The organism is Alteromonas sp. ABH2_165 (assembly GCF_056159945.1).
The window spans coordinates 345,518-371,385 of the sequence record NZ_JBSWWF010000001.1; the positions used below are offsets into that span (position 1 = coordinate 345,518).

24 protein-coding genes are annotated in these 25,868 nt (G+C 48.2%); 20 read left to right on the forward strand and 4 right to left on the reverse strand.

What is annotated here, in order from left to right; all coding sequences use genetic code 11:
• Nucleotides 1–54: 54 nt before the first annotated feature.
• The 3 genes from pseC to ACXAFQ_RS01480 form a co-directional block, all read right to left on the reverse strand.
• Complete coding sequence (gene pseC / locus ACXAFQ_RS01470) at nucleotides 55–1,224, reverse strand: UDP-4-amino-4,6-dideoxy-N-acetyl-beta-L-altrosamine transaminase (protein WP_474817832.1); 1,170 nt, start codon at nucleotides 1,222–1,224, stop codon at nucleotides 55–57.
• Nucleotides 1,221–2,222 carry a UDP-N-acetylglucosamine 4,6-dehydratase (inverting) gene (pseB, locus tag ACXAFQ_RS01475; protein ID WP_070127043.1) on the reverse strand — a complete coding sequence of 334 codons (1,002 nt, stop codon included), beginning with the start codon at nucleotides 2,220–2,222 and terminating at the stop codon, nucleotides 1,221–1,223. Before pseB ends, pseC begins: the two co-directional genes overlap by 4 nt.
• A 135-nt stretch (nucleotides 2,223–2,357) precedes the next feature.
• Nucleotides 2,358–2,813 carry an adenylyltransferase/cytidyltransferase family protein gene (locus ACXAFQ_RS01480; protein ID WP_474818392.1) on the reverse strand — a complete coding sequence of 152 codons (456 nt, stop codon included), beginning with the start codon at nucleotides 2,811–2,813 and terminating at the stop codon, nucleotides 2,358–2,360.
• Nucleotides 2,814–3,088: 275 nt separating this feature from the next.
• On the opposite strand from ACXAFQ_RS01480, the gene ACXAFQ_RS01485 reads away from it, so the two are divergent.
• The 19 genes from ACXAFQ_RS01485 to flhB all read left to right on the forward strand — a co-directional run bounded on the left by ACXAFQ_RS01485 (nucleotide 3,089) and on the right by flhB (nucleotide 21,640).
• Entirely contained in the window at nucleotides 3,089–3,892 is an 804-nt protein-coding gene (locus ACXAFQ_RS01485; protein WP_070127041.1) for a flagellin, read from the forward strand.
• Nucleotides 3,893–4,050: 158 nt separating this feature from the next.
• Nucleotides 4,051–5,532 (forward strand): sigma-54 dependent transcriptional regulator, encoded by a 1,482-nt coding sequence (locus tag ACXAFQ_RS01490; RefSeq protein WP_474817833.1) that lies wholly within the window; start codon nucleotides 4,051–4,053, stop codon nucleotides 5,530–5,532.
• 115 nt (nucleotides 5,533–5,647) lie between these two features.
• A complete protein-coding gene (locus ACXAFQ_RS01495) occupies nucleotides 5,648–6,793 on the forward strand; it encodes a sensor histidine kinase (RefSeq protein WP_474817834.1) in 1,146 nt (381 codons plus the stop codon).
• On the forward strand, nucleotides 6,790–8,136 hold the full coding sequence (locus ACXAFQ_RS01500) for a sigma-54-dependent transcriptional regulator (RefSeq protein WP_070127038.1): 1,347 nt from the start codon (nucleotides 6,790–6,792) through the stop codon (nucleotides 8,134–8,136). Before ACXAFQ_RS01495 ends, ACXAFQ_RS01500 begins: the two co-directional genes overlap by 4 nt.
• A 223-nt stretch (nucleotides 8,137–8,359) precedes the next feature.
• Nucleotides 8,360–8,695 (forward strand): flagellar hook-basal body complex protein FliE, encoded by a 336-nt coding sequence (gene fliE / locus ACXAFQ_RS01505; protein ID WP_070127037.1) that lies wholly within the window; start codon nucleotides 8,360–8,362, stop codon nucleotides 8,693–8,695.
• Between the two features lie 14 nt (nucleotides 8,696–8,709).
• Nucleotides 8,710–10,413 carry a flagellar basal-body MS-ring/collar protein FliF gene (fliF, locus tag ACXAFQ_RS01510; protein WP_474817835.1) on the forward strand — a complete coding sequence of 568 codons (1,704 nt, stop codon included), beginning with the start codon at nucleotides 8,710–8,712 and terminating at the stop codon, nucleotides 10,411–10,413.
• A gap of 11 nt (nucleotides 10,414–10,424) precedes the next feature.
• A complete protein-coding gene (gene fliG, locus ACXAFQ_RS01515; RefSeq protein ID WP_070127035.1) occupies nucleotides 10,425–11,456 on the forward strand; it encodes a flagellar motor switch protein FliG in 1,032 nt (343 codons plus the stop codon).
• 14 nt (nucleotides 11,457–11,470) lie between these two features.
• A complete protein-coding gene (gene fliH, locus ACXAFQ_RS01520) occupies nucleotides 11,471–12,253 on the forward strand; it encodes a flagellar assembly protein FliH (protein ID WP_474817836.1) in 783 nt (260 codons plus the stop codon).
• Nucleotides 12,246–13,580 (forward strand): flagellar protein export ATPase FliI, encoded by a 1,335-nt coding sequence (fliI, locus tag ACXAFQ_RS01525; RefSeq protein WP_474817837.1) that lies wholly within the window; start codon nucleotides 12,246–12,248, stop codon nucleotides 13,578–13,580. The genes fliH and fliI overlap by 8 nt, the downstream gene beginning before the upstream one ends.
• A gap of 5 nt (nucleotides 13,581–13,585) precedes the next feature.
• Nucleotides 13,586–14,035, forward strand: a complete 450-nt coding sequence (fliJ, locus tag ACXAFQ_RS01530) for a flagellar export protein FliJ (protein WP_070127032.1) — start codon at nucleotides 13,586–13,588, stop codon at nucleotides 14,033–14,035.
• Between the two features lie 137 nt (nucleotides 14,036–14,172).
• On the forward strand, nucleotides 14,173–16,080 hold the full coding sequence (locus ACXAFQ_RS01535) for a flagellar hook-length control protein FliK (RefSeq protein ID WP_474817838.1): 1,908 nt from the start codon (nucleotides 14,173–14,175) through the stop codon (nucleotides 16,078–16,080).
• A gap of 85 nt (nucleotides 16,081–16,165) precedes the next feature.
• The gene (gene fliL, locus ACXAFQ_RS01540; protein ID WP_474817839.1) at nucleotides 16,166–16,726 is read left to right on the forward strand and encodes a flagellar basal body-associated protein FliL; all 561 of its coding nucleotides are present in this window, start codon (nucleotides 16,166–16,168) and stop codon (nucleotides 16,724–16,726) included.
• A 12-nt stretch (nucleotides 16,727–16,738) separates the two neighbouring features.
• Nucleotides 16,739–17,797 carry a flagellar motor switch protein FliM gene (gene fliM, locus ACXAFQ_RS01545; RefSeq protein WP_070127029.1) on the forward strand — a complete coding sequence of 353 codons (1,059 nt, stop codon included), beginning with the start codon at nucleotides 16,739–16,741 and terminating at the stop codon, nucleotides 17,795–17,797.
• A gap of 28 nt (nucleotides 17,798–17,825) precedes the next feature.
• Entirely contained in the window at nucleotides 17,826–18,233 is a 408-nt protein-coding gene (gene fliN / locus ACXAFQ_RS01550; RefSeq protein WP_070127028.1) for a flagellar motor switch protein FliN, read from the forward strand.
• A 124-nt stretch (nucleotides 18,234–18,357) separates the two neighbouring features.
• The gene (fliO, locus tag ACXAFQ_RS01555) at nucleotides 18,358–18,678 is read left to right on the forward strand and encodes a flagellar biosynthetic protein FliO (protein ID WP_474817840.1); all 321 of its coding nucleotides are present in this window, start codon (nucleotides 18,358–18,360) and stop codon (nucleotides 18,676–18,678) included.
• 13 nt (nucleotides 18,679–18,691) lie between these two features.
• Nucleotides 18,692–19,429 carry a flagellar type III secretion system pore protein FliP gene (fliP, locus tag ACXAFQ_RS01560; RefSeq protein WP_474818395.1) on the forward strand — a complete coding sequence of 246 codons (738 nt, stop codon included), beginning with the start codon at nucleotides 18,692–18,694 and terminating at the stop codon, nucleotides 19,427–19,429.
• A gap of 9 nt (nucleotides 19,430–19,438) precedes the next feature.
• Nucleotides 19,439–19,708, forward strand: a complete 270-nt coding sequence (gene fliQ, locus ACXAFQ_RS01565) for a flagellar biosynthesis protein FliQ (protein ID WP_070127026.1) — start codon at nucleotides 19,439–19,441, stop codon at nucleotides 19,706–19,708.
• A 13-nt stretch (nucleotides 19,709–19,721) separates the two neighbouring features.
• Nucleotides 19,722–20,504, forward strand: a complete 783-nt coding sequence (gene fliR, locus ACXAFQ_RS01570; protein WP_474817841.1) for a flagellar biosynthetic protein FliR — start codon at nucleotides 19,722–19,724, stop codon at nucleotides 20,502–20,504.
• Nucleotides 20,505–20,515: 11 nt separating this feature from the next.
• A complete protein-coding gene (gene flhB / locus ACXAFQ_RS01575) occupies nucleotides 20,516–21,640 on the forward strand; it encodes a flagellar biosynthesis protein FlhB (protein ID WP_474817842.1) in 1,125 nt (374 codons plus the stop codon).
• Nucleotides 21,641–21,688: 48 nt separating this feature from the next.
• Here the strand turns inward: flhB and ACXAFQ_RS01580 are convergent, their stop codons facing one another.
• Entirely contained in the window at nucleotides 21,689–23,605 is a 1,917-nt protein-coding gene (locus ACXAFQ_RS01580) for a diguanylate cyclase (RefSeq protein ID WP_474817843.1), read from the reverse strand.
• A gap of 154 nt (nucleotides 23,606–23,759) precedes the next feature.
• Between ACXAFQ_RS01580 and flhA the strand changes: the two genes are divergently transcribed.
• Nucleotides 23,760–25,862, forward strand: coding sequence for a flagellar biosynthesis protein FlhA (gene flhA / locus ACXAFQ_RS01585; RefSeq protein WP_474817844.1), 2,103 nt, complete (start codon nucleotides 23,760–23,762; stop codon nucleotides 25,860–25,862).
• Nucleotides 25,863–25,868: the final 6 nt, after the last annotated feature.

Consider the following 25,868-nt stretch of genomic DNA (forward strand, 5'->3'; position numbering starts at 1 on the left):
ATGTTCGATGTTTTACCGTTAAGCTAAACCGCGTTTACCAAAGTAAACGCACCGCTACCTGGTTAAAGAATTAACGAGCGATAGTAATGTATCGGCAATAAAATCAACTTGTGAAGGTGTTAAATCTGGAAACACGGGTAAAGTGACTGCCTGACGGTAGTAGTTTTCCGCTGCGGGAAAGTCTCCCCAGTTGAATCCTTTCTCTTGATAGAAGGGTTGCGTATGAATAGGAATGTAGTGCAAATGAGCAAAAATGCCGGCTTCTCGCAGCGAAGACACTAACCAAGACTGCTGTTCTGGCGTGATGGCGTTAATCCTCACGACATACAAGTGAAAACTACTCACGCATGATGGTGAAACAACAAGCGGAATTATGGTTTCTTCGTCGCTGAATCGTTGGTAGTAGAGGGCTGCGACACGATTTCGTTGCGTGACAAATTCGCTGAGCTTGTTTACCTGACTGGCACCCAGGGCGGCCTCAACGTCGTTCATGCGATAATTATAGCCAAGTGCTATTTGTTCATAGTACCAAGGGCCGTCGGATGATTTTTTCATGCTATCCGGATGGTTGGTAACGCCATGGCTTCGAAGCAATCGCATGGTAGTTGCCAGTTCAGCATTGTTGGTCATCGCCATTCCCCCTTCCAGGGTGGTAATAATCTTGACCGGATGAAAACTAAAAATACAGATATCAGAGAATTGGCAGCAGCCCACACGGCTATTCTGATAACTCGCACCCACTGCATGCGATGCGTCTTCGATAACCTTAAAACCGTACTTTTTTGCCAGCTTCGCGATGGCTTCCATGTCACAGGATTGTCCGGCGAAGTGAACAGGAATCACCACTTTGGGTAATGTATCGGTGCGTGCTGCTTGTTCCAGTTTGTCGGCCAAAGCCACTGCACACAGGTTACCAGAGGTAATGTCTATGTCGACAAAGTCGACCTCAGCACCACAATATAATGCGCAGTTGGCTGAGGCTACGAAAGAGTTCGGCGAGGTCCAAACACGGTCGCCTTCTCCCACGCCTAGCGACAGACAAGCGACATGAAGCGCTGAGGTGGCGCTATTTACCGCGACACCAAATTGAACCTGGCAGTAGTCTGCTAAGGCTTGTTCGAACTGAGGTACGGCAGGGCCTTGCGTTAACCAATCTGATTTTAGTGTTTCGACAACGGCCTTGATATCGTCTTCATCAATATGTTGTCGACCGTACGGAATCACTTTTTCGCTTCCTCGTTAAAAGCACAGATTTCCTGTACTGATAAAAAGTGCGGGTTAGTGTCTGACACGTATTCAAACCCTTCGTCGACAGGTTTTCCTTTTTCATCAAGCGCATTACTGGTGAAGTTATTACTCCGATGGAAAAATTTAATAGCAGGGGCGATAACGAAGTGATCGTCAAACTCGAATGTATGGAAAGCCATGTCGCCAGGGCACATCATTTCGTGAAGTTTTTCCCCGGGGCGAATGCCTACAATTTTGATTGGCAGTTCAGGGGCCATCGCCTGGGCAAGATCAGTGATTCGGATAGAAGGGATTTTCGGTACGAAGATTTCTCCCCCTAACATCCGCTCAAAATTCTTGAGCACGAAGTCTACGCCTTGCTGCAGAGTAATCCAGAAGCGGGTCATATTCTGATGGGTAACCGGAATATGGTCTGTGCCCTCATCAATTAACTTTTCAAAGAAAGGCACAACCGAGCCTCTTGAACCTACCACATTGCCGTAGCGAACCACTGAAAAACGCGGCTTTCGTCCACCCACCATATTATTAGCTGCAACGAATAATTTATCCGAAGCTAACTTGGTGGCACCGTAAAGATTTACAGGGTTGGCGGCTTTATCTGTCGAAAGGGCAATAACTTTACTTACACCGTTATCGATAGCGGCGTTTATGACGCTTTCGGCTCCGTCGATATTGGTGCGAATACATTCAGTGGGGTTATATTCTGCTGCGGGCACTTGTTTCATCGCCGCAGCGTGAATAACAAAATCTACGCCCTGCATCGCGCGGGTCAGTCTGTCTTTGTCACGTACATCACCGATAAAGTAACGCATGCAGGGGGCATTAAACCGCTGCTGCATCTCAAACTGTTTGAGTTCATCGCGTGAGTAGATAATCAGGCGCTTAGGTTTATAGCGAGAAAGGAGCGTTTCGGTATATTTATGACCAAAAGACCCGGTGCCACCGGTGATTAATATAGACTTTCCATCGAACATATCACGCCCGCTATTTTTTTGATTGTTAAGTTAAATATATCATGTGTCGGTAGCTTTGCCACAAACCTTAACACTATCAGTGTTTTGTCTGTTTGATTCTTATACCTCGACGGTGCATTTCAGAGGTTAAAATCATCAGATATTTTCAATAAGCCCATGAAGGTGCCTTGTCACTTTCTGAATTTCTCTGATTTTTTCATCTTGTATTTCGTGGATCACCGTTTTCAATTCAGTGGTCGACACATCTTTCGTTCGTGGCAGATAAATCACTTTCACAATATCTTGTAAATCATCGAACTGACCTACCCAATCATCGCCCATGGCGAATATGTCTGCATCCAAACGAATGAGATCCTCCCGCTTCTGCTCCCAGCAGTTTTCCTGAAATACGTCATCGACATAGCGACACGCCAGCAGAATTTCGCGACGATCATGATAGGGGATGACCGTGGTTTTCCCTTTTTGCTGATTAAACTCATCAGAAGACAAACCGACAATCAGACGATCGCCAAGGGCTCGTAAGCGCTTTAGCAATTTAACGTGTCCTATGTGAAAAAGGTCGAAAGTGCCATAGGTGACAATAGTGGTCATTTTCATCATGCTTTTCTCGTTCAGTCCTTGTTATATCGGCCAAAGCCCGGCTACCTGTACCTGAAATTTCAGTTATAGTTTTTAACACTCACGTGTCAATTCTGAGACCTTTTGAACTGAACAAAAAGTGATTCGTTGTACTGGCTTTGATACTATCAAACAATATGACGGGTTTGTGCTATATTTAAACCTGAGTCAGAATTTGAACCTGAGTAAAATCGTTACGATTCACTTACCGTGGTTCTAGTTAGCGTTGTGCTGAGGAGACTTCTCAAATGATCAACTTTAATAGTGATGCATCATCTAATACTTCACTACTTCAACAGGTTCAGGAAAAACAAACCAGCCTGATGGAGAAGCTCGCCTCTGGTAAAAAAGTTAACAGCGCTGCCGATGGGGCTGCTGCTCAGCAAATTATCGATCGCCTGACTTCTCAGGTCGAAGGTAATCGCCAGGCTGTGAACAATGTCTACGATGGCATCTCATTGGCGCAGGTCGCCGAGGGTGGCCTTGAAGGCATTAATAACGACGCCAATCGTATTCGTGAACTCACGTTGCAGTCGGGTAGCGGTATTTTGTCCGACGCCGACCGTCAGGCCATTCAATCTGAAATCACGCAGCTTCAGGAAAACATCACGCAAACCATAGAGCAAACCACCTTTGCCGGTAAGCCGTTACTGAATGCCGATGGCGAAATCAGTTTTCAAGTGGGTGCAAATCCAGACCAGAAGGTGGGAGTGAACACCAGCGATGTGGCAGGCAATTTATCGGGCTTACTCAATATTGACGTCACTTCCGATAATTTAACCGATGCGTTAGATGCTGCCGATGCGGCGTTGGAAACCGTCGGTGGCTTCCGTGCCGACCTGGGCGCAACACAGAACGCGCTGGCGAGTACTGCCCGTAATTTGACCCAGGCTGATGTAAACACCACCGAGGCAAGAGGCCGTATTCAAGATCTGGATTATGCTCAGGCCGTTTCTGAAAGTGTTGCGAATGATGTACGTGGGCAAGCGGCAACGACGGTCCAGGCACAAGCCAACCAGCAACAGGGTCAGGTGCTCGCGCTACTCAGTTAATAAATCCTAAATGGTTATGTTTTAAACAAAAAGAAGCAGTGTGGACTGCTTTTTTTTATTACAAAACGAGAATCAGTGTTTCCGAACTGATTTTTTACCGCTACAATCAGACAGATGCGCTAGACTGTAAATAATAAAAACGCGTTCTCGAGGAATCGATGAAGGAAATTTTGCTCGTTAGTGATAACGGCGAACTTATTCAAAAGTTGGAGACAGTCATTACTTTCATGGGGGAAGCTTGCTTTGGGCAATCTTTCGCAGATAGCCTTGGCTATTTAAATATCCATTCAGTGGAAGCAGTGATGGTTGATTACGCCAGACCCGACCAGGTTCAAAATCTGGTCGCGCAGTTTCCTCACATCCCTTTTGTCGCGATACAGTCTGCAGACGGCCAGGTAACGCCTAATTGTAATCTGGTCAGCACTGCAACACTTCCTATTACTTATCCGGTACTCACTCAGGCTATTCATCGCTGTCAGGAATATTCCCGACATCGTCCAGGCCCTGTAAAAACCGCCGGGCTCAAAACCCGCTTGTTCCGTAGTCTTGTTGGTCGAAGTCAGCAAATTCAAATCGTTCGTAAGCTGGTAGAGCAGGTGGCACCTACTGATGCAACCGTGCTTATCCTTGGTGAATCGGGTACCGGTAAAGAAGTGATTGCACGTAACGTGCACTTCCTTTCAGAGCGTAAAGATGGCCCGTTTATTCCAGTAAACTGCGGTGCTATTCCTGGTGAACTGCTGGAAAGTGAGTTGTTTGGTCATGAAAAAGGGGCCTTTACCGGCGCAATCAGTGCACGTAAAGGGCGTTTTGAATTGGCTGAAGGCGGTACATTATTCCTTGATGAAATTGGCGACATGCCATTGCAGATGCAGGTAAAACTGCTGCGCGTTCTACAAGAAAGAACCTTCGAGCGGGTGGGTGGACACACGCCGATCCGCGCAAACGTGCGTATCATCGCGGCAACGCACCGTAATTTGGAAACCATGATTAAAGACGATAAATTCCGTGAGGATTTGTACTATCGTCTGAATGTTTTCCCCATCGACAGCCCTGCGCTGCGTGAACGTCGCGAAGACATTCCGCTGCTGTTACAAGAACTGATTAGTCGTATTCAGGGCGATGGCGTTTCAGTAGTTAAATTCACAGAAATGGCGATATCGTCGCTGATGGAACATGATTGGGCGGGTAACGTTCGTGAACTCTCCAACTTGGTAGAACGCTTAAGCATTCTCTATCCGAATCAGATTGTGGATATTCAGGATTTGCCAGTGAAGTATCAATATGGCGAAATTCAGATTTATGAGCCTGATTATCCAGAGGAACTGTTAGAGCGTGATGCCTTTAACGAGTTGTTTGCTGAGGCTGCGGCCAGCGAAGCAGATCGCGACGCAGAAAGTACGCCTCAACCTGCAGCACCGGAAGCCTCGTCTGATAACTCTCAGTTACCAGAAGGCGGTGTGAACCTCAAAGAATACCTTTCAGAACTGGAAATTAATCTCATCATTCAGGCGCTGGATCAGCAAGAGTGGGTAGTTGCCCGTGCTGCCGATAAACTGGGCATGCGTAGAACCACCTTGGTTGAAAAAATGCGCAAGTACGAAATTCAGCGAGAAGAGTCCGTCCCGTCAGATAATTGACTGTAAAGTCGCCCAGTAAATGCTAATAAGCTTTTGTATTTATTGATTTTTATTTTTGGCACATCAAATGCATTAATCTTCATAAGGCACAATGTCTGCTTTTTGACGAGGGTTTATGGCATACGATGGACAAAGCTATTCTTCACTGTATAGCGACACATCAGTACAAATTTCTGAATACCGTTACAACACTGCATCTGATGATGCCGGTGTCGGTGACGATATTGATAGCCTCAAAAAGCAAGCAAGTCGCCTGTCGCATCTTCTGCAAGTGATGCCTGCTGGCGTTATCGTTCTGGACGGTCAGGGTGTTGTTCGGCAGGTTAACAGTCAGGCCAGTGAGTTACTGGGCGAGCCCCTAGAAGGCGAGTTATGGCGAACCATTATTGCTCGCTCCTTTAAACCTCGGGCAGACGATGGCCATGAAGTATCGCTTATCGATGGCCGTCGGGTTAAATTATCCATTACGCCCCTCGAAAACGAACCAGGCCAGCTAATTGTACTCACCGATTTAACTGAAACCCGTGAGTTACAAGCCCGGGTGAGTCATATGCAGCGTTTATCTGCGCTCGGTAAAATGGTGGCCTCGTTGGCACATCAAATCCGTACACCATTGTCTGCAGCAATGCTGTATGCCGCTAATTTAAAACGCAAAGGTTTAGGTGAGCATGCAACCCGGGATTTCGCGGGTAAACTCACTGATCGCCTCAAAGAATTAGAAAGTCAGGTAAACGACATGCTGTTGTTTGCTAAGTCCGGTGAAGATCAGGTTGTGTCCGAGATTTCTTTGACCCATCTCCTTGACGCTATTGAACCTAATGCCCGCACCATTGTTCAGCAAGCCGAGCAAACCCTTAGCATTCAAGGTTTCGATGGAGAATCCACACTAACGGGAAATCTCACAGCGTTGCAAGGTGCTATTTTAAATCTTATTCATAACGGTTCCCAGATCAGTCCACAAGGTGCCGTGATTAATCTGTCGGTGGTCCGCAGTGGTGAGCATATTGCTATTTCAGTGATTGATCAGGGGCCTGGCGTACCGCTTTCCATGCGTCAGAAAATTTTCGAACCGTTTTTTACCACTAAAACCCATGGAACCGGATTGGGCTTAGCCGTGGTGAAATCTGTTGTGAATGCCCATAAGGGCCAGTTGGGTGTCACCAACCTGGACGGGCGGGGCGCCTGTTTCACAATGACCTTACCGGTAACCGTAAAACCATCATCTTCATTTTCCGCTGCGATCACAGGAGCCAAGTCATGAGTCATTCTACTATTTTAATTGTCGAAGACGACGCCGGTTTGCGCGAAGCACTGAATGACACGCTACTGCTTGCAGATTATCGTGTTGTGGCAGCAGCATCCGCTGAAGACGCGCTGGTCAAGTTGGCGTCAGAGAATATCGATTTGGTGGTCAGCGATATACAAATGGGCGAAATGAACGGGCTGACACTACTTAAAAATATCAGACTGCGCTATCCACAATTACCGGTATTGCTGATGACGGCTTACGCAACTATCGACGATGCGGTACAAGCAATGCGTGATGGCGCCACTGATTACCTTTCCAAGCCTTTTGCTCCAGAAGTGTTGTTGAATCTGGTTAGCCGCTATGCGCCATCGCATAAAATTGAATCTCGAACGCCCATTGCTGCCGATCCCTCAAGTTTAAAGTTATTGGAGTTATCTCGCAAAGTGGCGGGCTCTGAAGCAACCGTCATGGTACTCGGCCCCAGCGGTTCAGGGAAGGAAGTGCTGTCTCGATACATTCACGACCAGTCAGCCCGGGCAGGCGAAGCCTTTATTGCTATCAACTGTGCCGCCATTCCTGAAAATATGCTCGAAGCGACGTTGTTCGGTTATGAGAAAGGCGCGTTTACGGGCGCCGTTCAGGCGTGTCCGGGTAAGTTTGAACAAGCGCAGAGTGGCACCATCCTCCTCGACGAAATTACGGAAATGGATTTGGCATTGCAGGCTAAATTGCTTCGCGTTTTGCAGGAGAAAGAAGTCGAACGGCTTGGTGGCCGAAAAACCATCGAGCTGGATGTGCGTGTTATTGCAACCAGTAACCGCGATCTCAAGCAAGCCGTAGAGGCGGGCGAATTCCGCGAAGATTTATATTATCGTCTGAATGTGTTCCCCATTATCTGGTTGCCGTTGGCACAGCGCCCTGGTGATATCGTGCCATTAGCGGAACATCTAATGTCCCGCCATGCAGACAGCAAGCAACATCGCGATATACGGCTTTCTGCTGCTGCCCGCAATAAGCTTGTGCAGTATGACTGGCCGGGCAATGTGCGAGAGCTTGAGAATGTAATGCAACGGGCGTTAATACTTTGCGACGGTGAGGTTATCGAATCTTCAGATCTGATGATCGACATGACCGCCACACTGGTCAGCCATACCGCAAGTATCGACGACCCCGTAATTGACGACAGTAAACTCGGCTCTGAATTACGACATCAAGAGCACCAGATCATTCTTGATACCCTTCAGCTATGCAAAGGGAAACGAAAAGATGTCGCAGAGAAGCTGGGTATAAGTCCACGAACGTTACGCTATAAATTGGCACGCATGCGTGATGAAGGCATCGACGTACCTGCGTAAAAAAAATCGATTCATTGCAATGTGTGCGTGTTTCACACACAAGCCTCTTGCCACGGTATTCAACCGTGGCTTTTTTTTGTCAATTCTGTGTCAGTTATTTGGCATCGCCTCTAAGCTTCTGAATTATATAACTTAAAAAAGTTGGTATTGCTTTTGCTGTTGTCTATTTAAGAAACTAAGTCAGACAGTATTCTGACGAACCGTAAATTTTCAGGAGTCAGCGATGGACATTAAAGCCAACAGTTTGTATCAGGAAATGCAATCTATGATCGGCCAGACCCGTCTGCAGGCCACAGAAATGCCGGAACAGGCATTAGAAGTAAAAAATGCATCTGGCAGTGAGTTTTCAGCCATGCTTAAGCAGGCAGTGGAAGGGGTAAACAATATGCAGTTGGAATCAAAAGATTTACAACAGCGGTTTGAAATGGGCGATCCCTCTCTCAGCCTGGCCCAGGTTATGGTTGCGAAAGAAAAAGCAGGTATTGCCTTTGAAGCAACAGTACAGGTGAGAAACAAAGTGCTGGAAGCCTATAAAACAATTATGAACATGTCGGTGTAGTGGGGTAGTACGTCTTGGCTGAAGCAACAGGTACTAACTTAACCGTAAGCGACGGAGTCGACGATAGCGTCAATTCCGGTGCAGAAAATAAATCCGGGTTCATGGACACCCTTGGTAGTGCCGACATGGTTCGTCAAATGGCGCTTGCTGTGGTGCTGGTAATTTGTGTTGCCATTGCCATCTTTATTTTGTTGTGGGCGCAAGAGCCTGATTATCGCCCGTTGGCAAAGCTGGAAACTGAAGAGCTCATCGAGACCTTAGACTACCTTGATGCCAATCAAATTGAATATAAATTGGAAGGTAACACAGTTCTAGTGCCTACCGATGAATTCCAAACCATTCGCCTTGGCATGACCCGCCAGGGGTTGACCCGTGCTGGTGATGATGGCACTGAAATTATCATGCAAGACATGGGCTTTGGTGTATCGCAACGCGTGGAAATGGAGCGATTGAAACATGCCCGTGAGCAGCAGATCGCGGCGACCATTGAAGACATGGCAAGCATTCAGAAAGCCAGAGTCCTGTTGGCGATGCCGAAAGAAAATGTGTTTGCCCGCCGTGAGAAAAAAGCCAGTGCGACTGTGGTGCTAACCGCGAAACGCGGAAAGGTGATTGCGGGTGAAGAAGTGGATGCCGTGGTAGATATCGTGGCCTCTGCGGTACAAGGCATGGAACCTGCGCGGGTAACGGTGACAGACAGCAATGGTCGATTACTGAATTCCGGTTCTCAGGATTCTATGAGTGCCCGGGCACGTAAAGAATATGAAATTGAGCGTCAGCGCGAACAGGAATATTTGGAAAAAATTGATGCTATTCTGATCCCGGTACTTGGTTTAGGAAACTACACAGCACAAGCTGATGTGTCTATGGACTTTACTGCCATGGAACAAACTCAGCGTACTTACAACCCAGACTTACCCGCTGTGCGCAGCGAAATGACTATCGAGTCGAACAGTGTGGGTGGGCTTAACGGCGGTATTCCGGGCGCACTCACCAATCAGCCTCCGCTTGATTCTAACATTCCAGAAAACGCCATTGGCGCAGACGGGCAATCAGCGCCTGTGCCTGGTCGTAGCAACCGCGAATCGACAAAAAATTACGAGCTGGATACCACTATCAGTCACACCAAAAAACAGACTGGTGTTATTCGTCGTCTGAGCGTGTCGGTGGCTGTTGATCATGACCGTACAACCGCTGAAGATGGCAGTGTCACCACCGCGCCGAAGTCCCAGGAGCAACTTCTGAATATCCGTCGATTACTGCAAGGTGGAATTGGTTTTGATGTGGCTCGCGGAGATTCTCTGGAAGTAGTCAGTGTGCCTTTCACCCGTATGGATGAGGAAGGCGTCGAAGATTTACCTTTCTGGGAACGTCCGGAAATCTTACCTATACTTAAACTGGTTGTGGGCGGACTCATCATTATTGTGCTGATCATTTTCGTGATTCGCCCAATGTTGCGTCGTCTGATCAATCCTGATGAGACCAAAGACTCTGACGACTTCGATGCGGATGAGGGCTTAGATCTGGGTGACGATACCATTAGCATGCTGAGTCAGGATTTTGATGAAGGTCAGGTTGGCTTTGCACCTGATGGCTCGCTCATGTTGCCAGATTTACACAAAGATGAAGATGTTCTTAAAGCTGTGCGTGCGCTGGTTGCGAATGAACCTGAGTTGTCCGCACAGGTTGTTAAGGGCTGGTTGACGCTGGATGACTAAGGTTCAACAAAATGCCTGAAGATAATAACCAACAAACTTATGACATTAGTAAACTGGAAGGGGTAGAAAAGGCCGCTATCTTGTTGCTGAGTTTGTCAGAAGAAGATGCAGCCCAGATCCTCAAGCACTTGGAACCGAAGCAGGTGCAAAAATTGGGCGGTGAAATGGCGAAGGTTGACGATATGACTCAACCGAAGATTACTGCCGTGCATAAGCATTTCATTGAAGAGATTCAAAATTACAGCACCATCGGCTTCCAGAGTCAGGATTTCGTGAAGCGCGCACTTACTGCCGCACTGGGTGAAGATAAAGCGGCGAATCTGATCGATCAAATCTTGATGGGCAGCGGCGCCAAAGGGCTTGATTCTCTCAAGTGGATGGATTCCAAGCAGGTGGCCGGTATTATTCGAAACGAACACCCGCAAATTCAAACCATCGTATTGTCTTATCTTGAGCCTGAGCAAAGTGCGGAGATTTTGTCGCAGTTCGCTGAAAAAGTGCGTCTGGACTTGCTAATGCGTATCGCCAATTTAGAAGAAGTTCAGCCCGCAGCCTTGCAGGAGCTGAACGAAATCATGGAGAAGCAGTTTGCCGGTCAGGCAGGTGCACAAGCGGCCAAAATGGGCGGCCTGAAGTCTGCTGCCGACATCATGAACTACCTCGATACCTCCATTGAAGGTCAGTTGATGGATGCTATCCGTGAACAAGATGAAGAAATGAGCCAGCAAATTCAGGATCTGATGTTCGTATTCGATAACCTGATAGACGTGGATGATCGCGGCATACAGGCAATCCTGCGCGAAGTGAATCAGGACTCACTGCTGAAAGCCATTAAAGGCGCTGATGAAGAGCTTAAAAATAAAATCACTGGCAACATGTCGGCCCGGGCGGCAGAAATGTTACTGGATGATCTTGAAGCGCTCGGTCCGGTACGTTTATCTGAAGTGGAAACTGCACAGAAAGAAATTCTGTCGGTGGCCAGACGTCTTGCTGATTCCGGTGAAATTATGCTGGGCGGCGGTGGCGGCGAAGAGTTCCTGTAACGGACTAATCTGCCATGAATGATAAATTGCCGAAGAATGATGAATTTTCAGATGCGAAGTCCTGGGATTTGCCATTTCTTGATGAAGCGCAGACCACAGAAGAGCTCACCCGCACCAATGCGCTGAATCGTCGTAGCGACTGGAAATACGAGCCTCCCGAAGCTGAGGAGGAAGAAATTTTGCCGCCAACGGCGGAAGAAATCGAAGCCATTCGTCAGTCTGCTTATGACGAAGGGTATAATGAAGGTAAGCAAACCGGATTTGACGAAGGCAAAGCTGCTGGCTTTGAAGAAGGCAAACCGGAAGGTTATGAAGCCGGACTGCAGGCCGGTAAAGAAGAAGGCTTAAATGCCGCTGCCGAAGAGATGGCCGCTTTGGCCGGGCATTGGTCTTCACTGGCAGATAATCTAGTGGCACCGTTATCTCAGGTTAACGAAGACACCCGTAAGCAACTCGTGAAATTAGCGGTGTCTCTCGCCCGTGCAGTTATCAGAACAGAAGTGCAGACCAGTGAAGATGTGGTCATGCAGGCGTTGGCTGAAGGTTTAAAAGCGCTGCCAGTGGCTGAATCACAGTTCCATATATCCATGCATCCCGACGACATTCAAATTGTTAAAAATCACTATGGCGATGAAACGATTGCCGCGAAGGGCTGGCATTTCATTGAAGCCCCGGCAATGTCTCGTGGTGGTTGCGATATCACCACCCAACAAAATGCTGTCGATGTGTCTGTTGAACGTCGCTGCCGTGATGTATTGAATCGCTTTCTGCTCGACCAGGGATTGTCCGATGACTAGCCCCTGGGGTAATTATTTCGAAAAACTGTGTGGCGATATTCCTCAGCCTCCTATTGTGGCAGCGGGAAAACTGGTCCGGGGTATCGGTCTTACGCTTGAAGCTGTGGGGTGCCAACTTCCTGTGGGCAGTCAGTGCATGGTCCAGACTGTTGAAGGAGAGATAGAAGCGGAAGTAGTGGGTTTTGGTGAAAACATTACTTATCTCATGCCAACTGAGGCGGTACGTGGCATTGTGCCGGGATCTCGGGTACTTCCGTTAAACCGCCAAAGTGGTTTGGCAGTGGGCATGGGATTACTGGGTCGCGTGGTCGACGGTAATGGCCAGCCGCTAGACGGTTTGGGACCAGTAAAAGCCGATACCCGCGTATCCACGAACAAGCCCCCGATAAATCCGTTAAGTCGTCGACCAATATCTGAACCCATGGATGTGGGTGTTCGTGCTATTAATGCCCTGAATACGGTGGGTGTCGGTCAGCGTATGGGGCTATTCGCTGGCTCCGGTGTCGGAAAGTCCGTGCTGCTAGGTATGATGACACGGGGCTGTCAGGCCGATGTTGTAGTAGTGGGACTGGTCGGCGAGCGGGGACGAGAAGTAAAAGAATTTATTCACGACATTCTCACCGAAGAAGAGCGTCAACGTGCGGTCGTTGTAGCAGCGCCAGCTGATACCTCACCACTTATGCGGTTAAAAGGGTGCGAAACAGCCGTGACCATTGCGGAGTATTTTCGCGATCAGGGCATGAATGTGCTGCTATTAATCGATTCTCTTACACGTTATGCCATGGCACAGCGCGAGATTGCGTTGGCGGTGGGTGAGCCACCGGCAACGAAGGGGTATCCACCCTCGGTGTTCGCAAGGCTGCCTGCTTTGGTAGAACGGGCGGGTAATGGCAGCGAAAATCAAGGCTCGATCACCGCATTTTATACGGTACTGACGGAAGGCGACGATCTTCAAGATCCCATTGCCGATGCGGCGAGGGCAATACTGGACGGTCATGTTGTGTTGTCCCGTTCGTTAGCCGATAGTGGTCACTATCCTGCAATCGATATTGAAGCCTCTATCAGCCGGGTAATGCCGATGGTAACCAGCGACGAACATTTAGAACAAGCCAGACGTATTCGTCAGGTCTACTCAATGTACAAACAAAACCGTGATCTCATTTCCATTGGTGCGTATGCCAAAGGTTCAGACCCGCGTATCGATTTGGCCATTCGTGCCGAACCTGCAATTAACGCTTTCCTGCAGCAAGGTATGAAGAATATTCTGCCTTACAGTGAGTGCCTTCAAGGCATGACTGCCTTGGCGGGTGGGTTAGGTAAAGGGTAACAGCCATGAGTCAACTTGATTTAGTCGCTAAGTTTGAACTGGAAAAGGAACAGAAGGCGGCGCAGCAATTTCAGCTCGCGCAGCAGCATGTTACCCAGCAACGTCAAAAGTTAAGTAGCCTGCAGCAATATCGGTTGGATTATTTGCGTCAAATTCAGGCCACTGGCAAGAGTGGTGTGGGCGCGAAAGCGTATCATCAACATCTTTCGTTTGTGGGTAAACTGGATAAAGCCTGCCAACAGCAAATGAACCTTATCTCTCAGGCTACCGTGGTGGCCGATCAGCGTAAACGTGCCTGGCTGGAACAGCAAAAGCGTCGGAAAGCCGTGGATATGTTAATCGATAAAAAAGCCCTTGAAGCCCGTCAAAAAGAATCTCGCCTGGAACAAATCATGAGTGATGAGTTCGCTTCACAAAAATTCTATAGAAATCAGTTGTCCAAGTCAGGTTACTAACAATTTTTCAAGTAAATTTCATAGTAATTAAACAATTGGAACAGGATTTGAATAGTCTTTTCCGTGACGAAAAATAACCCACCCAATTTACTGTTTTTTGACGAAAACACACAGTCTGCGGGAAGAGGATTGAGATTATGATGCAACAAGTTGCCACGCAACGTTCAGATATTGCCGCTCTGCCAGTCGATATAGAATCATCGACAGTAAGTGCGGATTCTTCAAGCCAAAATCAGGCTTTTGAAGAGGTATTTACGCAAGCGACTCAATCCCCGCCTGTGCGTGAGAACAAGCCACGGGAAAAGAACGCAGATGACATTACGGTTAATCGTTCGGTTAAACGTGACACACCGGTTGAGAAAAAGGTGGAAGAGCAATCTCGCCGTGGTGATAGCAATGAAGCGCAGTCGCAGTCTGAACAGTCAGCCAATGAGGTCACTACCAGGAAAACCCAAAGTAGTGGCAATGGAAATAATGGCGAAAATGCAGCGGATGTCGACACCGAACACGATGACGCCTTGTTGGCTCAGGGTGAAGAGGCAATTGAGGAGAGCACGGAAGACATCCAACCTGATATCGACATACAGCCTGACTGGTTGGCTTTTGTCGATGCCATCCGCAAGCTTAACAGTGGTGACGAAACCGCGGCTGAGCAAGACATTGTAATAGATGCTTCTGGCGGGGGCGACGTTATTGTTGATGACCCAGCCTTGTCCACCGATGTTGTCTCGCCGGATACCGACCTTGAAGCACTCATCGCGAGTTTAAAAGGCACAGTTCAAACTGACGTCGAAAATACTGCAAGTACAGATAAAAACGCCGAATTAGCCGCCTTGGTCGAAGCGTTGAATGAAGCCGTGAAAAAGCTCATGGCCAGTGAAGAAAACGGCGAGCAGCCGGGCAAGGCCGACGACGTTGTGACTGACGACGTAATGAAAATGGCGGCCTCACTGCTTGCAAGCCTGTCAAAAAATGGCAGCAAAGATCTAAACCGGATTGCTGAAAGTCTTGCTGACGGCGAGACTTCTGCTGAAGCAGACATCATCGTCACCGACGCAGAGTTACTGGTATCACTGATAAAAAGTGAACTTGGCGAAAACACAGAAGAGCAGCCGAGCGGCAAAGAAGCAGATAAAAACGCAACTGATGGCGGCAGCGCGGCATTACCCCTGGTGCCGGCAAACGATTTGATGAAAAATCTGGCGGTAACCGAAGACACCACTAAAACACTGGTAGCGGAATCGTTGGCAGATAAAGTCGTCGCGCTTTTGCCTGACAGTAGCAATGAAACGCAAAAGGCTGAGGTAAAACAGGGCGTGATGGATGCTGTTAAGCAGTATCAAACCAAACTTGATGCTGGTGTGGAGCCCGCACAAACGCTAGAGGCCATGATTGCTGAGGTGATTGATGGGGCGGATATTCTACCCGATGACAACATGGAACAACGCATAGCCGGCGAAATGCAGCAATTATCATTGTTGGTGAATGCGGCCACGCAAGTGGCAGGTGCGGGGAACCCCACTATCATGGCGGGCGTGCAGTCCCGGGCTGAAAATACCCTTGCCGATATCCAGCAAGTGAAAGCAGAGCGTGTGCTTCAACAGCCCGCAGATGCCGACAAAGCGGTGAACATTCATCAACCTGAAGGTCAGCAACAACTGGCTGAAAAAGTACGTTGGATGGTGAATGCCAGAAATTCAATGGCAGAAATTCGCTTAGATCCGCCTGAACTCGGCAGTATGCAGGTGAGGGTTAATGTGAGCGGTGATACGGCATCAGTCAATTTTGTTGTGCAATCTCCACAGGCCCGAGACGCATTGGCACAAGCGGAACCGCGCTTACGCGAAATGCTGGCCGAGCAGGGCATCAGTCTGGGAGAGTCATTCGTTAACCAACAGCAACAGGGTGAAGCCAACAAACAGGGCAGTGAAGGCTCAGGCAATGGTGGCAATGGTCAGTTTGCTGGCGGTGGCGAAGAAGAAACTCAAGTGGTTGAACAATCTTTGACCCGACAGGCGCAAGGTGGAATAGACGACTATGCTTAACCGTGATTGCGCATACGTGAAGCGTCTTGCCAATTACAGTTAAAGTCCCATAATACTTGCCATTCTGATTGATGAGGTTGTTTCAATGGCTGATGAAGAGTTACAAATTGAAGAAGAGGGTGGTGGTAAAAAGAGTAAGTTAATGCTCATTATCATCATCGTAGTGGTGTTGCTTGGTGGCGGCGCAGGCGCGTATTTCTTTTTGTTTGCAGGTGATGAACCCGTGGCGGAAGAAGGCGTTGAAGGCGAAGCGGCCGCGGAAGGTGGCGAAGAGGCTGAAGCTGAAGCCGCCGATGCGGGTGCAGGCAGTGCTGGCGCCGAAATCGGCACTGCGCTTTATGTTGCCATGCCACAACCTCTGCTGTTTCATATTCCCGGCAGTGGACGCGAGCGCACCGTGCAGATAAAGATTCAGCTTTTGGTACGTGGGTCTGACAACGAAGAAACGGCAAAAGTGAATATGCCGCTCATTCAGGGCCGTCTGTTGCAGGTATTCAGTAGCAGCAATGCCGATGATCTGGTCACCGAAGCAGGGAAAATTGAACTTCGCGAGAAAGCGTTGGAAGAAGTACAGTCCGCGATGAAGGAATATACCGGAACAGAAGTGGTCGAACAGGTATTGTTCACAGGTTTCGTGATGCAATAACGGGTAATCTCAGTGAGCGATTTATTATCACAAGACGAAATCGACGCGCTGTTACATGGCGTCGATGATGTCGAAGAAGAAGAAGTTTCGGACGCTCCCTCCGACAGATCTGCGCTGGAATATGACTTTTCCTCGCAGGATCGCATTGTACGGGGACGGATGCCGACGCTGGAAATTGTGAACGAGCGCTTTGCAAGGCACTTGCGGGTGAGCTTGTTTAACATGATGCGCCGGTCTGCTGAAGTTTCCATCAACGGTATTCAAATGATTAAATTTGGTGAGTACATTCACACGCTGTTTGTACCCACCAGTTTGAATATGGTGCGATTCCGCCCACTTAAGGGAACCGGACTCATCACCATGGAAGCACGTCTGGTTTTTATTCTGGTAGATAACTTTTTCGGTGGTGATGGTCGTTATCACGCCAAAATTGAGGGCCGTGAGTTTACGCCGACAGAGCGTCGTATTATTCAGATGCTACTGAAAATCATCTTCGAAGATTACAAAGAAGCCTGGGCGCCCGTTATGGATGTTTCTTTTGAATACCTCGATTCAGAAGTGAACCCGGCCATGGCTAACATTGTAAGTCCAACCGAAGTGGTGGTGATCAGTTCTTTCCACATTGAGCTCGATGGTGGCGGTGGCGATTTCCACGTTTCACTCCCGTATTCTATGTTAGAGCCGATTCGGGAATTGTTAGACGCCGGTGTTCAAAGCGATAAGGAAGATACCGATTTACGTTGGAGTAAGGCACTTAGGGATGAAATTCTGGATGTGAAGGTCGCGCTTACCACGCACATGCTAGACGTGGATGTACCGCTTCGACAGATAATGGAATTTAAGCCCGGTGATATTATTCCGGTAGAAATGCCGGAGCACATTACTGTGCTGATTGAAGATTTACCGACGTTTCGCGCGAAGCTAGGTCGCTCCCGTGATGCGTTGGCACTGAAAATTTCCGATAAAATCGCCCGGCCTACGTCGGTGAAATCGGAACTGCAATTATTAACCCGTGGTGGGCGCGTTATCGATAACGACGCTGAGCTACAAGTACTTGAAGAAGATCTGTAGTCATGATCTTAGTTAAAGGGGTATTGTCATGAGTGATAATGACGGAATGGACGACTGGGCTGCGGCTATGGCCGAGCAGGCCGATGCGGAAGCGGCCGAAGGTGAAGGTGGCGAGGACGTTCAGGTTGCCGAATTAGATGAACTAACCGACGACGCCCCCATCACGCAGGAAGAGAAAAAGAAACTAGATACCATTCTGGATATTCCTGTGACCATTTCCATGGAAGTGGGGCGCAGCCAAATCAGTATCCGGAACCTGCTACAATTGAACCAGGGGTCAGTGGTGGAATTAGACCGGGTTGCCGGGGAACCACTGGATGTTCTGGTAAATGGCACGTTGATTGCTCATGGTGAAGTAGTAGTAGTCAACGACAAATTTGGTATTCGGTTAACGGATGTTATCAGTCAGATCGAGAGAATCAAAAAGCTTCGCTAAAACGCTTTCTAAAACAGGGGGTTGCTTTCTGCTGCCCCTGTTATTTAGCTTCACAACCCGTGCCGAAGGCACCCAATCTTTTTCCAATCCTGTTTCTGTACTGTCAATTTTCGGATCACTTCTCGTGGTGGTCGGCATTATTTTTTCTTTAGCCTGGCTGATGCGCCGGTTTAATGTCACTCATGCCAGTAGTGGTCAGATGAAAGTGGTTGCCAGCATGGTAGCAGGTACGCGAGAGCGTATTATTGTAATTCAGGTTGGGGAAGAGCAGCATCTCATTGGGGTGACAGCCACCAACATTAACCATTTGAGCAAACTTGAAACGCCTCTGGAAACCAATAACACCAGTGAAACCGGTGGTGCCGATTTTAAGCAAAAACTGATCAAAGCCATGGCGGGCACCATTAACCCCGCCGTAAAAGGAGCGGACAATGAAAAACAATAAACGCCGCTTATTGATGCTGATGCTTCCCGCTATTCTGTTGTTTAGCCTACCGGTAATGGCGCAACAGGGCATTTCCGCCGTTACCGTTACCAGTAACCCGGATGGTTCGCAAGATTATTCAATGACGCTGCAGGCATTGTTTATCATGTCTGCGCTAAGCCTGATCCCTGCGTTCATCATGATGATGACCTCATTTACCCGCATCATTGTGGTGTTGTCTATCTTGCGTCAGGCTATCGGCTTACAACAGGCGCCTTCCAACCAAATCCTGATTGGCGTGAGCTTGTTTTTATCTATGTTCATCATGACGCCGGTATTCGAAGAAGTGAACGAACGCGCACTTCAACCCTATTTAAACGAAGCAATGACTTCCCGTCAGGCGCTGGAAGAAGCCGCCGAGCCTATGCGGGCGTTTATGTTATCGCAGACCCGAGTTAAAGACTTAGAAACGTTTGTTCGCATTGCTGGTGACGAAGGGAAGTATGATGAGCCTGCAGATGTGCCGCTTACTATCCTCATCCCTTCTTTTATCACCAGTGAGTTAAAAACCGCCTTTCAGATTGGTTTCATGTTGTTCATTCCGTTTTTGATCATCGATTTGGTTGTCGCCTCAATATTGATGGCAATGGGTATGATGATGCTATCGCCGATGATCGTTTCATTGCCCTTCAAGTTGATGTTGTTTGTATTGGTAGACGGCTGGAACCTGATTTTCGGTACGCTAGCCACCAGTTTTGGTATGGGCGTCTAGGAGAGCAATATGTCACCAGAGGTGTTTGTACAAATATTGCGGGAATCGATGTTTATGGTAATTCTGCTGGTTTCCGCGGTTATCGTACCCAGCATGATTGTGGGTTTGATTGTTGCCGTTTTCCAGGCAGCAACCTCTATCAACGAACAAACCATGAGTTTCTTGCCTCGTCTTATCGTTACTTTGTTGGCGCTGGCCTGGGGTGGGAATTGGTTAGTGGAGCAACTGATGGATTTTACTTTCCATATGGTTGAGCAAATCCCGCAGGTTGTGGGATAAGCAGGCTCCGTTAGTGAACGTCGATCTCAATACCATCAATCAGTTTTTGGCCGATCTGATGCTGCCTTTTATGCGCATCAGTGGTCTGTTTGCTGCGATGATTGGTCTAAGTGCTCAGTCGATCCCGGTAACGGTGAGAACATTGCTCGCGCTGTTTCTTACCTTAGTGATTATGCCAGTTATAAAACCTGTTCCATTCGACAACTTAGTTGGGGTGGGCGCTATTGTTGAAGTTATCCAGCAAATTATTATTGGTGTCGCCATCGGCTTCATTTCCATGATGGTATTAAATACCTTCGTACTGGCAGGTCAGATAGTGGCAATGCAGACCGGGCTTGGTTTTGCATCGATAGTCGACCCGGTGAACGGTATTAATGTTCCGGCCGTGGGTCAGTTTTATCTTATTCTTGCAACCTTGCTGTTCTGGACCTTAGATGGTCACCTGGCAATGATTCAAATGATTACAACCAGCTTCGATGCTTTTCCCATCGATGAAGCCTGGTGGACCGCTGCCCAGTTCCGGGACATCGCCGAGTGGGCGAGTTGGATGTTTGTTTCCGCGGTAACCCTTTCCTTAGCTCCCATCGTGTCGCTACTGATTGTGAACTTGGCCTTTGGGGTTATGACCAAAGCTGCGCCACAGCTGAATATTTTTAGTATTGGTTTCTCTATTGCTCAGATAACCGGGTTAATTATTATCTGGGTTACGTTAGAAAACTTTGTTTCCCATTTCGCCACACAATGGCAGCGAGCACAGCAGTTTATGTGTGAGTTGCTGCTGATTTGTCCCACTTGATGAGGTAAGTCATGGCTGATCAACAGGATAAAACAGAAGACCCCACGAGCAAACGCCTCGAAGACGCGCGAAAAAAAGGTCAGCTCGCCCGATCGCGGGAACTCTCTACGGCATTGGTGCTGGTGGCCAGTGGGATCATGTTTTTATTGCTTGGCGGCACCATTGCGAAAGCAATCTTCGGCATGATGGAAGATATGTTTACGCTGTCCCGCGATGAAACCTACGACATGACTCACATGTTTAATGCCTGGGCACAGGGGTTTTCTGCAGTGGCTGGGCCGGTGTTGCTGTACATGATTGTAGCCATGGCTGCGGGAATATACGGTTCAATCGCACTAGGTGGTTATAACTTTACCTGGCAGTCGGCGGCACCAAAGCTAAATAAACTTAACCCCTTGAATGGTTTCAAGCGCATGTTTGGTATGAACGGCTTGGTTGAATTGCTCAAGGCCATCGCCAAGTTTTTTGTCATCGCTACCATCGCCTTATTAACGCTGATGTATTATGAAGATGAGGCGCTTCATCTCGACGTTGAGCTTTACCCCAACAACTTGTTCCACGCTCTGGATATGCTGGAATGGGCGTTTTTGTTTCTTACTCTGGGCATGATCCCTATCGCCGCCCTTGATGTGCCTTATCAAATGTACAAGCACAACAAAGAAATGAAAATGTCGAAGCAGGAAGTGAAGGATGAGCGTAAAAACGCTGAAGGCGATCCCATGGTGAAAGGGCGTATTCGTCGCCTGCAATACCAGGCCGCAGCCCGAAGAATGATGCAGCAGGTACCGGAAGCCGATGTCATCGTAACCAACCCGACCCACTATTCTGTTGCGCTGAAATACGATGACAACGGCGGCCGTGCGCCAGTGGTAGTGGCCAAAGGTATCGAAGAATTAGCCATGCATATTCGAAAAATTGGTGACGCTCACGACGTTCCCATTGTGCCTTCGCCCATGCTAACCCGGGCGATTTACTACTCAACCGAAGTCGATCACGAAATCCCTCACAAACTGTTTATGGCGGTTGCTCAGGTACTGGCGTACGTTTATCAACTGCGGGCATTCAAAGCGGGTAAAGGTAAGCGCCCGAAACCGCTGAAGAAAGACCTGCCTATACCACCGGAACTCCGGCGCTAAAGCTGGAGTATGGTAGCGAATAGCGAGGAAAATTATCAGACAAAGTTTTTATCCGGCAATGTTGTTATCGACGAGATTAATAGCGTCGCGGCTTTTATCCTTAGCCTGATATAGAGCTCTATCGATAGCCTCTAATTCTTCTGCCATCGTTCCTGGCCCTGTAATGTACCCAATCCCACCGGAAACGGTGAGAGGGTCTAATGCGTAGGGAAGTTTTTCACCAGCGGCTTTCAAGGCCGCTCTAAACTTATCTGTAGCAATGCGAGCCTCCGTCACATTGGTATCAGGGAAAATCAGCAAAAATTCCTCACCGCCGATCCTGCCCGCAATATCACTTTTTCTGAAATTGTCTCTAACCAGAGCACCAAACTTGCGTAAAACCTCATCACCTGCGGCGTGACCAAAGTTGTCGTTCACCTGTTTAAATAAATCAATATCGAGTAAAGCGACAGTAAGTTTTTTTCCGGTAACCTCTGCAATACCTGCCTGTTCCTCCAATAGTTTTAAGGTATGCTGACGGTTAAGCAGAGAAGTGAGGCTGTCAGTCATCGCAATTTGTTCCAACTTATACTGATACCTGGCGCGCTTTTTCTGCAAAATAACAAGTACTACGCAAAGGATTGAGAGTAAAATCAGCGCTGAAATCATAAAAAATCCTCGCTGACGCTCTGTTTTTATCCGCAACTCCTGCGCTTTCGTTACTGATCTGAGAGCAGCATTTTCCTGATTTTTCTTATTGACGTCGAAGAGAGTTTGCAGTTTAAACAGCTTGTCTGCACTGATTTCGTTCAAGCGTTTTATCTGTTTTCTGCGTGCGTCATCAAGTAATTGATAAGCCTGGCTGTAATTGCCTAATGCCGCCTGAATTCTCGATTCCAGCAATCGAAATTCAATCATTTCTTTCGGTGTGGTTGAGGCGAAAAGAGGCTCTGCACCGGTAAGAGTGTCAAGCGCAGCCTCGAAGTTACCGGTGTGATAATGGGCTTTTGATAAGCCCCTTAAAATGTCACCGCGATACTGTTCATGGGGCAGAGTGCCCTGGATCAACACCAAATTTTGGTATACGTCCAAGGCTTCTGCAAAGGCTTTCTTTTTCATTAATCTATCAGCATCGAGCAGTTGTAATTTCACTTGCGCATTTTTATCTGGCAATTCCTGAGCAATTGTCATTGCTTTATCAAAGTATTGCCGTCCAGCGGTCTCGTTGTTCGTTGCGAAGTGAGATAAAGCCAGTTTATGTAAAAGGTTTAGCTGATTGATCCGGTTGTTTTTCGTGATGGCAAAATCAAGCGCCTCCTTCAAATAGGGGACAGCATTGTCGTACTGCTCAGCTTCCTGAAACACCGTTGCGATAAGGCCTGCTATGTGAGCAGGCGGAATTTGCGTGACATTTTCCGAGGCAATCCTGTGCGCAACAATGAGCTTGGTCAGTGCCGACTCGCGATTTTGCAATGATTGCTGAATCAATCCCTCCGTCATCAATGCACCAATATGTAACTGGATGATGTTATTCTCTTGCGCCCACTCGTTAACGATAGCAACATACTGCAATGCCAGTACCTGACGTGCTGTTTTTTCATAAAGTAACGATTTTTGCAGCAACAAACGGTGATAGAGCAGTGGCTCATTGATTTGATTTACATTGGTAAGTCCCAGCTCCAACAGCGACTCTGAGCGCTCAAAATCCCCCAGCTTCATATAAAAGTATGACAGCAGATATTGAATGGTGGCTGGCGTATATTCAGGTTGCACATCATCAAGCATCTCTTCGAGGCCTAAAACGGTCTCCTTCGGATTCTGATGAAAAGATTTTATGACGCGGATAACCTCATCATTGGGAGCAGAAACTTGTGCCGATGCAGCATGAGTAGAATAAGACATCAATATCAGACTGATTGCCGTGACAACATGAAGAAAAGTGCCAATAGATGCAATACGTCGCTGTTTTAACTGGTATTCCGGCACACAATGTCCTGAACAAATCTTATCCACATTAACTATAGTTCAAAAACTCGAAACAGGCGCGCATTAGTAAACATTTTCAAACTGGCACAGTAGTTGAAATACTCACTACAGACGCAATTGAAGTGTCAATTTTCTGTTAGCGAGAGCAATTATTATGCAGTTATCCGCCTACCTGCAGCGGTTCGACAAGAACCAGTTTCAAAATATCACCAGTGGTCTGGGTGCGCCTGTCGTATTACTGGCGATTATGGGCATGGTTATTCTTCCCATGCCGCCATTTCTACTCGATGTGCTGTTCAGCTTTAATATTGCGTTGAGTCTGGTGATCATCCTCGTTGCCGTGTTCACCCAAAAGCCGGTGGATTTTGGTATTTTTCCGCTGGTTTTGCTTATTGCTACGGTATTAAGGCTTGCGCTTAATGTGGCATCTACACGGGTTGTTCTGCTGTACGGCCATGAAGGTGGCGATGCTGCGGGAAAAGTGATCGAAGCGTTTGGTGCGGTGGTTATTGGCGGTAACTATGCAGTGGGGGTTGTCGTATTCGCTATTCTTCTGATCATTAACTTCAAAGTGGTTACCGCGGGTGCAGGTCGAATCTCAGAAGTGAGCGCCCGCTTTACCCTTGATGCCATGCCCGGTAAACAAATGGCCATTGACGCCGATTTGAATGCTGGCTATATCGACCAGGATCAGGCCCGTAAACGTCGTGAGGAAATCACCGCCGAGGCCGACTTTTATGGTTCTATGGACGGTGCGTCTAAATTTGTAAAAGGTGATGCGGTTGCTGGCTTATTCATCATGCTGATTAACATCGTAGGTGGATTATTTATCGGCATGATTCAGCACGACCTCGCGTTTGGCGATGCCATGGAGGTGTATACCATTTTGACTATCGGTGATGGCCTGGTAGCACAAATACCTTCTCTGCTGCTTTCAGTGGCCACCGCCATTATTGTGACTCGTGAAAACGAAACCCAGGAGATGGGTAAAGAAATCCGTACCCAATTGGGCAACCCCCAGGCGCTGTATATTGCCTCTGCGGTGCTGTTTGTCATGGGCATTGTGCCAGGTATGCCGCATATCGCATTTCTGGGCTTTTCTGCCATAGCGGGTGGCTATGCCTACTGGCAAGGTGTGCAGGCGAAGAAAGAAGCCGAAAAACCAAAAGTTCCAGCGAAGACAGAGGCGGGTGTCGATCATCCGGTTCCAGAGGCTAAAGAACTCGGTTGGGACGACGTACAGCAGGTCGATACTATCGGACTGGAAGTGGGCTACCGGCTTATTCCGTTAGTCGATAAATCCCAGGGCGGCGAACTGCTCACCCGAATCAAGGGCGTACGTAAAAAGCTCTCTCAGGAACTTGGCTTTCTGGTACCGCCGGTACACATTCGCGATAACCTGGATCTCGACCCCAATGCTTATACCATTGCGATGTTGGGTGTCACCATTGGCGATGCGCAAATCAGTCACGATGAAGAACTCGCCATTAATCCTGGCCAGGTATTCGGTAAACTCGAAGGGCGCGCAACCAAAGATCCTGCCTTCGGTTTAGACGCAGTGTGGATTAGACCAAATCAGCGTGAACATGCACAAACACTCGGTTATACCGTTGTTGACGCTGCTACCGTAGTGGCAACGCATCTAAGCCAGCTGCTGAGTAACAATGCTTATCAACTTCTCGGCCATGAAGAAACTCAGCAACTACTGGATATGCTGGCTAAGTCTAGTCCGAAACTGGTCGAAGGGCTGGTGCCTGACATTCTACAACTCAGTACCGTGGTGAAAGTGCTGCAGACACTGTTATTTGAAGGTGTGCCTATTCGAGATATGCGTACCATTGTTCAGACGTTGACTGAGTACGGCCCGCGTAGTCAGGACCCAGATGTACTGGTGTCTGCGGTGCGTATTGCGCTAAAACGTCTCATCGTTCAGGAAATCAGCCAAGGCGCCAAAGAAGTGCCCGTCATAACTCTGGCACCAGAGTTGGAACAGATGTTGCACCAGTCTCTTCAGGCAGGGGGAGAAGATGGCGCCGGTATCGAACCAGGACTCGCAGATCGTCTCCAACAATCCTTGCAACAGGCCGCACAACAACAAGAGCTAGAAGGCGAGCCTGCAGTACTCCTGACGTCAGGTATGTTGCGACCTGTGCTGTCACGCTTCCTTAAATATTCGGTAGCTGGCTTGCATGTGTTGTCGTACCAGGAAATACCTGACGACAAGCAAATTAAAATTGTCAGCTCTGTCGGTCAATAATCTGAC